At 63.9% G+C, this 13,595-nt stretch carries 13 protein-coding genes; 6 read left to right on the top strand and 7 right to left on the bottom strand.

Annotated features, from left to right (window positions below; genetic code table 11):
* Positions 1–32: 32 nt before the first annotated feature.
* Positions 33–956, top strand: coding sequence for a LysR substrate-binding domain-containing protein (locus ACE103_RS35015; protein WP_223977529.1), 924 nt, complete (start codon positions 33–35; stop codon positions 954–956).
* Between the two features lie 13 nt (positions 957–969).
* Here ACE103_RS35015 and ACE103_RS35010 read toward each other — a convergent pair whose 3' ends face one another.
* Together ACE103_RS35010 and ACE103_RS35005 are read right to left on the bottom strand one after the other, a co-directional pair.
* Complete coding sequence (locus tag ACE103_RS35010; protein WP_375776733.1) at positions 970–1,563, bottom strand: thiamine pyrophosphate-dependent enzyme; 594 nt, start codon at positions 1,561–1,563, stop codon at positions 970–972.
* Positions 1,563–2,123, bottom strand: coding sequence for a thiamine pyrophosphate-binding protein (locus ACE103_RS35005; RefSeq protein ID WP_223977533.1), 561 nt, complete (start codon positions 2,121–2,123; stop codon positions 1,563–1,565). Before ACE103_RS35005 ends, ACE103_RS35010 begins: the two co-directional genes overlap by 1 nt.
* A 365-nt stretch (positions 2,124–2,488) precedes the next feature.
* Between ACE103_RS35005 and ACE103_RS35000 the strand changes: the two genes are divergently transcribed.
* Together ACE103_RS35000 and ACE103_RS34995 are read left to right on the top strand one after the other, a co-directional pair.
* Positions 2,489–4,216: an adenylate/guanylate cyclase domain-containing protein gene (locus tag ACE103_RS35000; RefSeq protein ID WP_223977535.1), complete on the top strand. Its 1,728-nt coding sequence runs from the start codon at positions 2,489–2,491 to the stop codon at positions 4,214–4,216.
* Between the two features lie 168 nt (positions 4,217–4,384).
* Positions 4,385–5,338, top strand: a complete 954-nt coding sequence (locus tag ACE103_RS34995) for an ABC transporter substrate-binding protein (protein WP_375781250.1) — start codon at positions 4,385–4,387, stop codon at positions 5,336–5,338.
* A 63-nt stretch (positions 5,339–5,401) separates the two neighbouring features.
* Here ACE103_RS34995 and ACE103_RS34990 read toward each other — a convergent pair whose 3' ends face one another.
* Together ACE103_RS34990 and ACE103_RS34985 are read right to left on the bottom strand one after the other, a co-directional pair.
* Positions 5,402–6,205: an isocitrate lyase/phosphoenolpyruvate mutase family protein gene (locus ACE103_RS34990; protein ID WP_375776732.1), complete on the bottom strand. Its 804-nt coding sequence runs from the start codon at positions 6,203–6,205 to the stop codon at positions 5,402–5,404.
* 69 nt (positions 6,206–6,274) lie between these two features.
* On the bottom strand, positions 6,275–7,174 hold the full coding sequence (locus tag ACE103_RS34985) for an alpha/beta fold hydrolase (RefSeq protein WP_375776731.1): 900 nt from the start codon (positions 7,172–7,174) through the stop codon (positions 6,275–6,277).
* Positions 7,175–7,238: 64 nt separating this feature from the next.
* On the opposite strand from ACE103_RS34985, the gene ACE103_RS34980 reads away from it, so the two are divergent.
* Positions 7,239–7,793 carry a MarR family winged helix-turn-helix transcriptional regulator gene (locus tag ACE103_RS34980; protein ID WP_375776730.1) on the top strand — a complete coding sequence of 185 codons (555 nt, stop codon included), beginning with the start codon at positions 7,239–7,241 and terminating at the stop codon, positions 7,791–7,793.
* A gap of 33 nt (positions 7,794–7,826) precedes the next feature.
* Here the strand turns inward: ACE103_RS34980 and ACE103_RS34975 are convergent, their stop codons facing one another.
* The 3 genes from ACE103_RS34975 to ACE103_RS34965 all read right to left on the bottom strand — a co-directional run bounded on the left by ACE103_RS34975 (position 7,827) and on the right by ACE103_RS34965 (position 10,989).
* Positions 7,827–9,101, bottom strand: coding sequence for a cytochrome P450 (locus tag ACE103_RS34975; RefSeq protein ID WP_375776729.1), 1,275 nt, complete (start codon positions 9,099–9,101; stop codon positions 7,827–7,829).
* 30 nt (positions 9,102–9,131) lie between these two features.
* Positions 9,132–10,403, bottom strand: coding sequence for a cytochrome P450 (locus tag ACE103_RS34970; protein WP_375776728.1), 1,272 nt, complete (start codon positions 10,401–10,403; stop codon positions 9,132–9,134).
* A 202-nt stretch (positions 10,404–10,605) separates the two neighbouring features.
* Entirely contained in the window at positions 10,606–10,989 is a 384-nt protein-coding gene (locus tag ACE103_RS34965; protein ID WP_375776727.1) for a hypothetical protein, read from the bottom strand.
* A 283-nt stretch (positions 10,990–11,272) separates the two neighbouring features.
* Here ACE103_RS34965 and ACE103_RS34960 point away from each other — a divergent pair, with 283 nt between their 5' ends.
* Entirely contained in the window at positions 11,273–12,421 is a 1,149-nt protein-coding gene (locus ACE103_RS34960; RefSeq protein WP_375781249.1) for a DUF898 family protein, read from the top strand.
* A 4-nt stretch (positions 12,422–12,425) separates the two neighbouring features.
* Entirely contained in the window at positions 12,426–13,550 is a 1,125-nt protein-coding gene (locus tag ACE103_RS34955) for a M48 family metallopeptidase (protein WP_375776726.1), read from the top strand.
* Positions 13,551–13,595: the final 45 nt, after the last annotated feature.

Genomic DNA, 13,595 nt, shown 5'->3' with positions numbered 1-13,595 from the left:
GCGTATGAACCTGCCTTCCAGGATTGGCAAGTATGGATTTCCGCCAGCTTAGGACCTTTGCGTGCGTCGCGGAACTCGGGAGTCTGAGCAAGGCATCCGATACCTTGCGGGTCGCGCAGCCGGCGCTGAGCCGACAGATCAAGCTCTTGGAGCACGAGCTGCGCACCGAATTGTTCACGCGCAACGGCCGCGGCATGGTGCTGACCGATGCTGGCCGGCTGCTGCTGGCGCGCACCGGCGGTATCGTGCGCCAGATCGACCAGATCCGCGACGACATCCAGTCCGCGGGCGGCGCGCCGTCCGGGCGGGTCGTGCTCGGGCTGGTGCCGACGGTGAGCTGCGTGATCTCGGCGCGGCTGGCGCGGCGTACGGTGGAACGCTATCCCGGCATTTCGCTCTGCATCGTCGAAAGCTACAGCGGCCATCTGATCGAGTGGCTGCACCGCGGCGAGATGGACCTTGCGGTGATCTACGGCCCGTCGGTCGATCTGCATTTGGCGGTGCAGAGCCTCGGCCGCGATAGCATCGTCGCGGTCGGCCCGCGCGGCAGCGGGCTGAAGCAGAAGAAGCAGGTCGATATCGGCTGGCTGCTGCGCCAGCGCCTGGTGCTGCCAAGTCATTCGCACGGGCTCCGCGCCATGATCGAGCATGCGGCGGCGAAGAAGAAGGTCACGCTCGACGTCAAGCTCGAGGCGGATTCGTTCCGGGTGCTGACGAGCCTGGTGGAGGAGGGGCTCGGATACACCATGCTGCCGCCGTCCTCGGTGCGCGGCGAGGTCGCCGACGGCCGACTGGAGACCGCGCCGATCGCGCGGCCAGCGCCGCGGCGCGAGCTGACACTAGCCTCGCCGGTCGAGCATCCCGGCTCGAATGCCATCACACTGATCGCCAAATTGCTGCGCGACGAGGTCACCGCGTGCCGCGCCGAGGGGCTCTGGGATATCCAGCTCGCCTGAGCGCGGCTTCGCATCATCTCACCTGGAAACCGAGATGACCGCGGAAGCGGTTCTTGAGGTAGGTGCCGTCGCGCGGCGGCAGCGCGCGCTCGACCTCGCCGGCTGCGATGCGGATCCGCGCCAGCCGCGGGCCGCCAGCGAGATCGCGCAAGCTATTCCGGAAGCGTTCGATGCCGGCCATGTCGGCGATGTCGGAGACATTGCCGATGCCCGCGCCATCAGCGATCACCTCGAGCTTGGCCCCCAAGCCGGAGTGACTGAGCTGCATCCCGGTCTCGCCGAAATGGCCGTTGTCGAGAACCGCGATCGACAGATTGCCGGGCTGCTTGGTGGCGATGGTCAAGAGGCTGCCGATGCCCATCAGCTGCTCGCCGTCGCCGGTCACGACCAGCACCGGGCGCTTCGGCTGCGCCAGCGCCAGCCCGAGCCCGACCATCGCGGCGCCGCCCATCGCGCCCCAGAGATAGAAATTGCCGGGATGCTCGCCGGCGTCGAACACATCGTAGGACGAGGAGCCGAGCCCGGAGATCACGAGCAAATCGCCGCGGTCGGCGAGCAGCGCCTTCACGGCGGTGCGGCGATCGAGAGTGCCTGTTGGCGCTGACATCAATGCGTCTCCTTCGTCCACTTCTTGCGGCCGATCATCCGTTGCGAGATCAGCACCGCGACTTGCTGGTCGCCGTCATAGGCGAGCGAGGCAGCGGCCGAGATCACCTCCTCGGTGTCGTCGGGGTTCTCGAGCCGCAGCACGGTGGCGCCCATGATCTCGAAGGCCTGCGGCGTCGCGCGGCCCATCGGGATCTGCCAGGGATTGAACTCGGCCCATTCGCCGCGCATCGTCACCAGCGTCAGCAGCGGGAAGCGGCAGCTCGCCATCAGCGACAGCATGTTGACGCAATTGCCGACGCCGCTCGATTGCATCAACAGCACCGCGCGATCGCCGCCGAGCCAGGCGCCGGCGGACAACGCGACGCCCTCTTCCTCGGTGGTCAGTACCGTGGTCTTGATGTCGGCATCGGCGTGCGACAGCTTGATCAGCTTGGAATGTCCGGCGTCGGGAACGTAGGACACCTGCGCCACGCTAAAATCCTTCAGCGTGCGGTAGATCGCAACCGGCCAGTCCTGGCTGGTCGCGCTGTCCTGGTGGGTGGCAATCTGGTCCATCATGGCCTCGGCTAGAGCGCTTTCAAGCGAAGGGGGTATCGGTTCGCGTGAAGAAAACGCGTCAAACAAGGGACGCGCATTGGCGCGTCCTCACCAAGAGCATTAGCGTGCGAACGGACCTGGCTCTCTTCGCATCTGTCTTGCGCAGCTATGCCGGAATTCTATAGCACACGCCAAAGTGAACGAATGGCGGCTGGAGCAACTGCGTCTTTTGGCCGGATCGGCAACGGCCGCATTGCAGCCTAAACCCGGCTTCCTATGTGTCAGGGCGCAGATAGTGGCAGTGCCGGGCCGCAAGGCAAGGCTTCATTTCAAGCCTTCATTTTGGGGCTTATTGATATTTCAGTCGCATTTTCAGGTATCGGAGCATGATTGTCCGAGATCGATTTCGTGGCCTCTTTCCCAAATATTTTCTCGCGCTCTTTCTGGCCGTCGCGTTTCCGCTTGTGATCAATGGGACGATTGAAGCCTGGTTCGGTTACCGCGATCAGCGCGCGAGGCTCGACCAACTGCTCGGCGTTCAGGCGACGTCCGCTGCCGCTGAAATACATAACTTCATCTCCGACATAGCAAGCCAGCTTGGCTGGCTGGTCCAACAGCCATGGTCCGACGAGGTGGACGAGGAGCGGCGGACCGATGCCTTACGTCTGTTTCGCCAAGCGCCTGCCATCGTCAGCGTGACACTCATCGACAACAATGGATTGGAGCGCCTCCACGTCTCGCGGGTCGGCCTCAATCGCATTGAAAGCCGTACCGACCGCTCGGCTGAACCTGCGCTGGTCGGTGCTCACGCGCGCCAGGTCTGGTTCAGCGATGTCAGCTATAACCGAGGCTCAGAACCCTATTTGACGATTGCGCTGGTGGGTAACCGGTCCGCGGTCGGCGCAGTCATCGCCGAAGTCAATCTCAAGCTGATCTGGGATGTCGTCTCGGCGATCAAGGTCGGAGAGACCGGCCTTGCCTTTGTCCTGGACCGGCCGGGCCGTCTCATCGCCCATCCTGACATCAGCCTCGTCCTCCGCGGCGTGGAGGAGACGACTTCGCAGCCATTTCGCGCCATACGCGACGCGATCGGCCCCAGAGCCGGTTTTGCAACGAGCCGTGACGCACAGGGGCGTCAAGTTGCTGCCAGTGAGGCTCCTGTGGCGGGGCCCGATTGGACCGTTGTGGTGGCACAGCCGCTCTCCGAGGCTTACGCCCCGATCTACGCCGCGTTGCGGCGGACCACAGTGCTTCTCGCAGGCAGCACCATATTCGCAGGACTTCTCGCCTATGCGTTTGCGCACCGGATGATGGAGCCGATCAAGCTGCTTGAGGAAGGGACGGAACGGATCGGCGCCGGGTCCTTCGAGCACCGCATTTCGATTCAGACCGGAGACGAGTTTCAGCGGCTCGCAAACAGCTTCAACAGGATGGCCGGTGAGCTTGCGCTTGCACAGCAACACCAGGAGCGTATCGCGAAGCTCAAGCGGTTTCTCGCGCCTCAGGTCGCCGATCTCGTCGATCGGACCGGTGACGACAGCGTGCTGGATGGCCGCCGTACCGATGTCGTCGTGGTGTTCTGCGATTTGCGAGGGTTCACCGCGTTTTCCGCGGGCGTCGCACCTGAGGAAGTCATGAGCGTGCTGTCCGAATACTATGAGGTTCTGGGCAGGGTCATTGCGCAGTTTGAAGCGACGCTCATCAGCTTCTCCGGAGACGGGCTGATGGTGCTGGTGAACGCGCCCGTTCCGGTCGAGGAGCCTGCGTTGAGAGCCGTTGACCTTGCGATCGAAATGCAGAAGCGCGTGCAAGGGCTGATCGGCGGTTGGCGGTCGCGAGGCTACAATGTTGGCTTCGGAGTTGGGCTCGCCAGCGGACCGGCGACCGTCGGCCGGATCGGCTATGATGATCGGCTCGATTACACAGCCATTGGCAGCGTCGTAAATCTCGCGGCGCGCCTGTGCGCATCTGCCGCAGATGCGGAAATCCTGATGGATGCCGGCACCGCCGCCAGCGTGAGAGACAAGCGTGCCCTGGAGGATATCGGGAGCCGACAAATCAAGGGCTTCGACGAGGCAATTCCGGTATTTGGAATTTCCTGCGATGCGCTCTAGCCGAACCGAGCGGCGGTGCCCGGCGCAATCCACCGGCGACTGGCCTAGCATCGTGCGATATGCTGTGCCAGATGCGGAACGGCAGCGGGTTGGCAGCGCGTGAGTTACGCTCATTCCAGTGCAGCAACGTCGCACGGACGCTCCAGGCGGCGTGATTTCCTTCTGATGATGGCGGGTGCGGCCGCGTGGACCACATCCTCGCACGCGCAGAAGCCGTCTTTGCCGGTCATCGGCTATCTCTGCCCGGAATCGCCGGATCTGTTTGGCAGCCGGCTGAGGGCCTTTCACCAGGGACTTCGCGAAGCTGGCTTCGTCGAAGGCCAAAATGTTGCGATCGAGTACCGATGGGCCAACGGGCAATATGCAAGGCTTCCGGCATTGGCACGCGAATTGATCGAGCGCAATGTCGATCTGGTGGTTGCGCCCGGCGGCGCTCCTGTTGCGCTCGCCGCGAAAGCCGCCGGTGCCACCAAGACAATCGTCTTTGAGATGGGCGGCGATCCTGTTCAACTCGGTGTGGTGGACAGCCTGTCGCGGTCGGGAGGCAATATCACGGGAGTCTCGAGCCTGAGCGTCGATGTGTCGCCGAAGCGGCTCGAGTTGATGCACGAACTCCTGCCGGCGGCGACCACATTGGGAGTCGTTACCAACCCGACAAGTCCGACCGCGCCTTCACAATTGCAGAGGCTTCGCTCCGCTGCGGAAACCCTGGGAGTCCATCTGCAGATCATGAGTGCAAGCAAGGAAGATGAATTTGAATCTGTATTCGCTTCCGTGGCGAAGGAGTCGGCGAACGCACTCGTTTTCACCTCCGATCCGTATTTCGCGTTTCGCAGTAAGCGATTGGCCGACCTCGCGATGGAATATGGCGTTCCAGCAATTACGCAAACCCGAGACTTCCCGATGGCCGGAGGGTTGATGAGCTACGGAGGAGATTTCATGCAGTCGCATCGGCGGACGGGCATCTACGCCGGCCGGGTGCTGAAGGGCGAAAAGCCGGCCGATCTTCCAGTGCAACTGGTGACCAAGGTCGAGTTCGTCATCAACCTGAAGACCGCCAAACTGCTTGGCCGCGAGTTCTCTGCTTCAGTCGTCAGCGGCGCAGACGAGGTGATCGAGTAAGCCACCATGGCCGAACAGGACGGCCGGACGGTCAGCCCCTGTTCGGCCTGGCAACGTCCCGTGTCACGCATTCGGCTGCAAAAACGTGCCGTACTGCTTACTCGCGACGACCGCGGCGGCGGCCTCTCCGATGACGCGCATCGCCGCCATCATCGGCCACGGCCCAAGGCTGACCCGGCGCACGCCGGCGCGGGCGAGTTGGCCGATTTCGGGAACGCCCCGCGTCACCATGATGTTGACCGGCAGCGGCGTCAGTTGAACGAGCCGCTCGATCAGCGGAAGGTCGGTCAAGCCCGGTACGAAGATGCCATCGGCGCCGGCATCGGCATAGAGTTTCGCGCGCCGCACCGCTTCATCCAGGCATTGCTCCGGCGAGCCGAACTTCAGCAGAAACGGATCGGTTCGCGCGTTGATGAAGAGACGAATGCCGAGCTGTTGCGCGGTGTCCCGCACCGCCCTGATCTTCGCGGCATGATGCTCGGGATCGACGAGCTGCCGCTTGCCGCCGGCAAGCCCGTCCTCGATATTGATGCCGATCGCGCCGGCCTTCAGGATCCTCGCCGCCGAACGCGCGGCGGCATCTGGAGTGTCGCCATATCCGGCCTCCAGATCGATCGATACTGGAACAGAGACCGAAGCGGCCATCCGCGACACCAGGCCTTCCACGATGTCGAGCGGGGCATTTTCGCCGTCGGCAAAGCCGAGCGCGGACGCCACCGCGCCGCTGCTGGTCGCGATGGCCGGCGAGGTCTTGGCGATCGCCTTGGCGGTCGCGACATCCCAGGCGTTGAACAGGACCAGTGGATCGCCTGTCCTGTGAAGACCATGAAACGCTTCGGCGTATTGCTGCTGTGTCGTGGCGTCCATTGCGCGCACTCCTGTTCAGAGAGAATTTGAAAGACGTCGTGACGTGGCGGCTGGTTGCGGCACGGCTGTTCAGCCGGCGGCGTGGGTCTTGAACCAGTCCATGATCAGGCCGGTGACCTCGGCCTCACGCTCGAGGTGCGGGAAGTGTCCGACATCGGGCAGAACAACGCGCTGATGGGGCCCCTTGAACAGCGGCTCTTCCTTGATCGAATACCGCACTGTCGGATCGTTGCCGCCATAGATCGTCAGCGTCGGCGTATGCATGTCGTTGATCGGCAGCCGGCCCGCAACTCCCGCATCGACCAGGCCGTTGTAGTATTTCAGCGCCGCCTTCATGGTGCCGGGCGAGCTGAGCGTCTCCTTGACCGAGCGGAGATGCGCGTCGTTCTCGAAGGCTGGCGACCACAACTTCCAAAGGTAGTCGACGAAGGGCAGTCCCTCGATGTTGACCGCCGAGTGAGCGCCAGGCACCGTAAAGAAATAGACATGGAAGACTGATCGAACGGCATCGGGATCGCTCCTGAGGCTTGCGATCGTGATCGGGTGCGCGGTGTTCATCACAACCGCAGCCTTGATCGCCGACGGCGCCGTGGCCAGCACCTGGAATGTCGACGTGCCGCCCCAATCCATGCCGACGACACGCGCTTGTCCGTCGTCACTGAGCGCCGCGATCAGCGCTTCGAGATCCTGGCCCAGCGCGATCGGATCGAAGATGCCGTCGGCCGGAATCTCGGTCGGCGCATAGCCGCGCAGGAACGGCGCGACCGCGCGATAGCCGGCATCCGCGAACACCTGCAGCTGCTTGCGATACGACCAGGCATTGTCGGGAAAGCCGTGCAGGAACATCACGAGCGGTCCGCTGCCCTGTTCGAGATAGGCAAACCGCACGCCGTTGGCGTGGACGTATTTCAGGGTGGGCTCGCTGCCGGCGGCGTCAGGCGCGGCCAATGCGGTGCTTCGGATCGTCATCGCTCTCTCCATCTTTTTCGTCGTTTGTTGCTCTCCCGGATAAATATGTGCGCAGCGCACATATATGGTCAAGTTGTTTTTTGTGCGCAGCGCACATATTATTCCCGGCATGGAAAACGGAATCGCCAATCTGCTGGGCGCGCTGTCGCTCGCCGTCATGGATCGGATCGAGCAGGGCGCGCGCGAGGTGGTCGGCCGCGGCGGCGAGACGCCTGCCGCCCTCATCGTCATCGGCTATGGCCAGGGCATGACCAATGACAAGCTGAGGCGGATCCTCGGCCTGTCGCATTCCGGAACGGTCCGGCTGGTCGATCGTCTGGTTTCGGATCGGCTGGTCGAACGCCGTCCGGGCAAGGACGGCCGCGAGGTCGCCTTGCACCTGACGGCGACCGGCGCTGCATCCCGGAACGAACTGCTGGCGTCGCGGATTTCGGCCGTGACGTCGCTGCTCGACGTGCTGTCACCGGCCGAACGCAAGCAGCTCGCGACATTGATCCGCGAACTGCTGGCAAGGCAGGACACGTCAGAGATGGATCGCTTCACGATCTGCCGGATGTGCGACGACCGGGTCTGCACCAATTGCCCGCTGCCGACCAACAAGGGCCAGCACGGTCACTAATACCTGACAGGACTAGCGCGAATAGGGCGAAGCTCAGCCCGGGATCCGCACCGGCAGGTTCTCGATGCCGCGGACGAAGCTGGAATAGACGCGCTTCGGCTCGCCGACCACCTCGATGCGGTCGAAGCGCTTCAACATCTCCTGCCAGACGATCTTGAGCTGCAGCTCGGCGAGCCGCATGCCGACGCAGCGGTGGATGCCGAAGCCGAACGACAGATGGATGCGCGGCCGGGCGCGATCGATGATGAATTCGTCGGGACGGTCGATCACCTCGTCGTCGCGGTTGCCGGAGACGTACCACATCACGACGCGGTCGCCCTTCCTGATCGTCTTGCCGCCGACCTCAGTGTCTTGCAGCGCGGTGCGCCGCATATGTGCGAGCGGCGTCTGCCAGCGGATCACCTCCGGCACCATCGTGTCGATCAGCGCGGGGTTCTCTTTCAGCTTCTGGAACTGGTCGGGATGCTCGTGCAGCGCCAGCACCGAGCCGCTCATGGTGTTGCGCGTGGTGTCGTTGCCGCCGACGATCAGCAGGATGATGTTGCCCATCAGATTGTCCGGGTCCATGTGCCGGGTGGCGTCGCTATGCGCCATCATCGACAGCAGGTCGTTCCTCGGCGGCCCGTTGACGCGCTCGTTCCAGAGCTTCGAGAAATAGGCGTAGCATTCGTCCATTTCCTGCCGCCGCTCTTCCGGCGAATTGACGATGCCGCTCTTCGGCAGCGCGGTGGAAACGTCGGACCAGCGCGTCAGCTTGCGCCGCTCTTCCCAGGGGAAGTCGAACAGCGTCGCAAGCATCTGGGTGGTCAATTCGATCGAGACACGTTCGACGAAATTGAAGGTCTCGTTGCGCGGCAGATTGTCGAGCACGCTGGCCGAACGCTGACGGATCAGCTTCGCCAGCTCGTCGAGATGGGTCGGCGTGAACATCGGCGACACGGTCTTGCGCTGATGGGCGTGCTTCGGCTGGTCCATCGCGATGAAGCTCGGATAGTCGTAGCCGGGCGGCACGTCGCGGATCGAGATGCCGCCGAGCGTGGAGTCCGAGGAGAAGATGCCGGGGCTGGTGTCCACATGCATGATGTCGTTGTACTTCACGACAGACCAATAGGGCTCGATCGGCGAATTGGTGCAGTAATGCACCGGCTCTTCCTTGCGCAGCCGCTCGAACCACGGCCACAACGTGTCGTTCTGGAACAGCCGCGGCGCGCCGGGATGAAAATCCTTGAGCGGCGTCGCATAGGCTTCCTCGCGGGCGAGGCGCTGCAACTCGGCCTTGTCGGCACGGATGGCGGTTTGGACGTTCATGATTCTTGATCCCGGTTGGCCGGCGAGCCCTCAGGCGGCGATGCGCACTGGCAGCGTCTCGTAGCCCTTGATGAAGCTGGAATACACCCGCTGCGGCTCCTCCACCACCTCGATCGTGTCGAAGCGCTTGAGGATCTCCTCCCAGATGATCTTGAGCTGCAGCTCGGCGAGACGCAGGCCGACGCAGCGGTGGATGCCGAAGCCGAACGAGATGTGGGTGCGCGGCCGGGCGCGGTCGATCAGGAACTCGTAGGGCTTCTCGATCGCCTCTTCGTCGCGGTTGCCCGAGACGTACCACATCACGACCTTGTCGCCCTTCTTGATCTGGCGGCCGCGGAACTCGAAGTCGGCGAGCGCGGTGCGCCGCATATGGGCCAGCGGCGTCTGCCAGCGGATCACCTCGGGCACGAAACTGTCGATCAGCGCCGGGTTCTCCTTGAGCTTGCGGTACTGCTCCGGATGCTTGCTGAGCGCGTAGATGCTGCCGGACAGCGTGTTGCGCGTGGTGTCGTTGCCGCCGACGATCAACAGGATCAAATTGCCGAGGAAATTCTTCGGATCCATGTTCCGCGTGGCGTCGCTGTGCGCCATCATCGAGAGCAGGTCGCTCTTCGGCGGCTGGTCGGCCCGCTCCTTCCACAGCCTTGCGAAATAGGTCGCGCATTCCATCAGTTCGGCCTGCCGCTCGTCTTCGGTGGCGACGAGGCCGCCGGCGCCGGGCAGGGTGGTCGCAACATCGGACCAGCGCGTCAGCTTGCGGCGGTCTTCCCACGGGAAGTCGAACAGCACCGCGAGCATCTGCGTCGTCAGCTCGATCGAGACCTTGTCGACCCAGTCGAACACCTCGCCGCGCGGCAGATTGTCGAGGCACTCGGTCGAGCGGTTGCGGATATTGGTCGCGAGCTCGTCAAGGTGCGTCGGCGTGAACATCGGCGCCACGGTCTTGCGCTGCGCGGAATGGCGCGGCCGGTCCATCGCGATGAAGCTTTCGCGGCGCAGGTCCGGCGGCACGTCGCGGATGGTGATGCCGCCGAGCGAGGCGGCCGAGGAGAACACCGCGTGGTTGGTCTCGATGTCCATGATGTCGTTGTAGCGGGTGATCGACCAGTACGGACCGAACATCGAATCCTTGCAGTAGTGCACCGGATCCTCGCGGCGCAGCCGGTCGAAATACGGCCAGAAGGTATCGGTCTTGAACAGCTCGGGATGGCCGGGATCGTAATCCGCGAGCGGAAGCGTGTTGGCGCGTTCGCGTGCGGCATCCAGATTGCTGTCGTCGACCAGATCGATGGTCCCGTGCATGAGCGGCTCCTCAACCGTTTCGCTGCCGGGGCATCGCCGGCGCGGCATGTTTTACCGAATTACATTCTCATTCCGCGGTTTGCGCAAGGGCTCTCAGCGCGCATTTGGCCGCATTGATGTCAGGTCAAAGCGGCCGAATCCGGGCTTTTCCCGCGATGGACGGGCGGGGCGGCGATCATGCCCGTTTCAAACGGCGTTTGATTCAATCGGGCGGTGCCGGCGCCGTCTGTTGGCTGGCGGGCTTTTCGCAGGGGTAGGTGTCCTGCAAGCCCCAGAGCAGCAGGAGAGCGACCACCATCTCGCCTTTCGCGGACCGCTTGTCGGCCGACTTGAGCATGATCTCTTCGGCTTGTTCGCTGGTCAGCGCGAGGTCGCCCGGCATGCAGAACAGCAATTGTCCGCCGTGCCGTGTCAACCAGGCATTGGAGGCCATCAGGCCGCCCCGCACGCCATCCAGGTACATATGATTGAAGATGCGAAAGTTCTCATTCTTCGGATTGCGATAGGAATCCAGCCGCACATCGACGGCAGCAGCGGGAGCTGCCGTCAGCGCCAGGAAGCACGCCGACAATATCCATTTGATCATCGCTGGGATTTCCTCGCTCCTGCGGCGGCCGTTCGGCCTGTCGGTTAAGTCGGCAAATTGCCGCTTTGGGTTCGAAGCTCGTGACCCCGGGGACGGGAAAGGGGCGGCAGTTCGGCTAGCGGCCGATCTCCACCAGTCCCGTTAAGGCAACGCCAACCGCACCCCGCCAAATCCGGCGCCCGCGCTCTCGACCTCCTGTGAAACCTGGATCACACTCGCAGCGACAAACCTGTGCTTTTGATGCGCAGAGATTGTCCCGTCCTGGAGCTATCCCGTGAACGACATGAGCTGGACCCCGCCGGGGCCGCCGCAGCCGCCCCCGCAACCGGTTCCGCCGCCGATGCCGGTGGCGTTTTCAGGGAGCCGGAACGAGTTCTTCCGCCTGGTCGCGCGTGGCGCCGGGCTCGAGCTCGCCACGCTCGGCTTCTACCGGTTCTGGCTCACCACCGACATCCGCCGTCACCTCTGGTCGAACACCCTGATCGACGGCGATGGGCCGGAATATACCGGCCGCGGCAAGGAGCTCATGATCGGCTTTCTGGTCGCGTTGGCGATCCTGATGCCGATCTATCTCGGATACTTCCTGATCGGCATCGAGGCCGAGCATCTCAAGGCGTTTGCCTCGCTGCCGCTGGTCGCCTTCTTCTATTTGTTCGGCCAGTTCGCGATCTACCGGGCGCGGCGCTATCGGCTGACCCGCACGGTGTGGCGCGGCGTCCGCTTCTGGATGAGCGGCTCGGGCTGGATCTATGCGCTGAAGGCCTCGCTATGGGGCCTGCTGGTCGTGATCACGCTCGGCCTCGCGCTGCCGTGGCGCGAGGCGGCGCTCGAGCGCTACAAGATGCGGCATTCCTATTACGGCGATCTTCAAGGCTCGTTCGAAGGCCGCGGCTGGGATTTCTTCAAGCGCGGCTGGTGGCTCTGGCTCCTGATGCCGTTCGCACTCGTCACCGTGTTCGGTCCGTTCGCCTATGCCGCGTTCAAGGCGATCGAGTGGCGCTGGTGGCTGTCGGGCATTCGCTTCGGCGAAGTCAGGCTGGAATCCACCATGCGCCGCAGCGCGCTGATCGAGCTGTACTGGAAGGTGATCGGCTGGGCCATGCTGCTCGGCACGCTGTTCTCGGCCTATCTCGCGCTCTGCATCTTCCTGGCCGCCAGCATCAACGGCTCCTCGATCGCGGACTTCTTCAGGACCGAGGCGTTTGCCAGGAGCATTCCCCTGATGGTCCTGCTCGGCGTCGGCTATCTTGCCCTTGCGCTCGCGATGAACGTCGTGATGCGGGTCTATCTGATGCGCGATCTCTGGGTCCGGGTGCTGTCGTCGACCATCGTGCACAACATCGAGGCGGCGGCCAACGTCACCGCGCGCGGCGAACTCGCCAATGCGCTCGGCGAAGGCTTTGCCGACGGCCTCGACGTCGCGGGATTCTAGCGCAATGGAAGCCGATGTCAGCCAGGCCAATTCCGCGGCGCCGCCGGTCCCGGGCGCGGTGTTCTTCGACGGTGCATCGAGCCGCCGGCGCTTCGTCGCGCTCAAACTCTCCGATGCGCTGGAGATCAGGGAAGACGGAACGCTGCTCGCGCGCTGGGCGTTTGCCGACATCCGCCGCTCCGACAGCCCGTCCGGTCTGTTGCGGCTGAGCTGCCTGACTGCACCTAGTCTGGCGCGGCTCGAAATCCGCGACGCGCAGCTGATGGCGGCGCTGGTCGCGCGCTGCGACAGGCTCGCGCAGGATCTGCCGAACCGCAAGGGCGTCGCCGGCATCGTCGGCTGGTCGCTCGCGGCCGCGGTGTCGATCGTGCTGGTGGTGCTGTTCGGCGTGCCGCTCGCCGCCGAGCGGCTGACGCCGCTGGTGCCTGATTCCTTCGAGCGGCGTCTCGGCGACGTCGCGGAGGCGCAGGTCAAGGTGGTGTTCGACGGCAAGCCGTGCAGCAACGCGGCAGGACAGGCGGCATTCGAGAAGCTGGTCGGCAAGCTGCGCGAGACCGCGGGCCTCGACAATTCGGTGCAGTCGGGCGTGCTGGCGACCTCGGTGCCGAACGCTTTCGCGCTGCCGGGCGGCAAGGTCTATCTCTTCGAGGGGCTGCTGGAAAAGGCCGAGAATCCCGACGAGATCGCCGGCGTGCTGGCGCATGAGCTCGGCCATCTCCGCCATCGCGACAGCATGCGCGAGCTGATCCACAATGGCGGCACCTCGTTCCTGATCGGGCTGCTGTTCGGCGACATCACCGGGTCCGGCGCGCTGGTCTTCGCCTCGCGCTCGCTGGTGACGTCATCCTATTCGCGCGACGCCGAGACCAATGCCGACACCTTTGCGATCGAGACCATGCACAAGCTCGGCCGTCCGGCCAAGCCGATGGGTGAACTGATGTTCCGCGTCACCGGCAAGGAAGGCGGCAAGGGGCTCTCGCTGGTCTCCAGCCATCCGCTGACCGAGGACCGCCTCGCGCGCATGGACAAGGCCGATGCCGCCGGCCCGGCCAACGGCCAGCCGCTGCTGTCATCAGCCGAATGGCAGGCGCTGAAGAGCATCTGCGGATCGGGCAAGGGCAAGGTGTGAAGCCAACGATTTTCGGAATTGGGATTTCGAGACTGGAGCAATTCC

The sequence above is a fragment of the Bradyrhizobium sp. ma5 genome, from assembly GCF_042258955.1.
Lineage (GTDB): Bacteria > Pseudomonadota > Alphaproteobacteria > Rhizobiales > Xanthobacteraceae > Bradyrhizobium.
Note: the sequence above shows the minus strand (reverse complement) of the source record. Positions and strands in the feature narration are given on the sequence as shown.

Bases quoted from the DNA above. Each gene is read 5' to 3' on its own strand.
- ACE103_RS34995 (WP_375781250.1), top strand. From the start codon at position 4,385: ATGGCGGGTGCGGCCGCGTGGACCACATCCTCGCACGCGCAGAAGCCG.
- ACE103_RS34990 (WP_375776732.1), bottom strand. From the start codon at position 6,205: ATGGACGCCACGACACAGCAGCAATACGCCGAAGCGTTTCATGGTCTT.
- ACE103_RS34960 (WP_375781249.1), top strand. From the start codon at position 11,273: ATGAGCTGGACCCCGCCGGGGCCGCCGCAGCCGCCCCCGCAACCGGTT.
- ACE103_RS35000 (WP_223977535.1), top strand. From the start codon at position 2,489: ATGATTGTCCGAGATCGATTTCGTGGCCTCTTTCCCAAATATTTTCTC.
- ACE103_RS34965 (WP_375776727.1), bottom strand. From the start codon at position 10,989: ATGATCAAATGGATATTGTCGGCGTGCTTCCTGGCGCTGACGGCAGCT.
- ACE103_RS35005 (WP_223977533.1), bottom strand. From the start codon at position 2,123: ATGATGGACCAGATTGCCACCCACCAGGACAGCGCGACCAGCCAGGAC.
- ACE103_RS34985 (WP_375776731.1), bottom strand. From the start codon at position 7,174: ATGACGATCCGAAGCACCGCATTGGCCGCGCCTGACGCCGCCGGCAGC.
- ACE103_RS34955 (WP_375776726.1), top strand. From the start codon at position 12,426: ATGGAAGCCGATGTCAGCCAGGCCAATTCCGCGGCGCCGCCGGTCCCG.
- ACE103_RS34980 (WP_375776730.1), top strand. From the start codon at position 7,239: ATGGTCAAGTTGTTTTTTGTGCGCAGCGCACATATTATTCCCGGCATG.
- ACE103_RS34970 (WP_375776728.1), bottom strand. From the start codon at position 10,403: ATGCACGGGACCATCGATCTGGTCGACGACAGCAATCTGGATGCCGCA.
- ACE103_RS34975 (WP_375776729.1), bottom strand. From the start codon at position 9,101: ATGAACGTCCAAACCGCCATCCGTGCCGACAAGGCCGAGTTGCAGCGC.
- ACE103_RS35015 (WP_223977529.1), top strand. From the start codon at position 33: ATGGATTTCCGCCAGCTTAGGACCTTTGCGTGCGTCGCGGAACTCGGG.
- ACE103_RS35010 (WP_375776733.1), bottom strand. From the start codon at position 1,563: ATGTCAGCGCCAACAGGCACTCTCGATCGCCGCACCGCCGTGAAGGCG.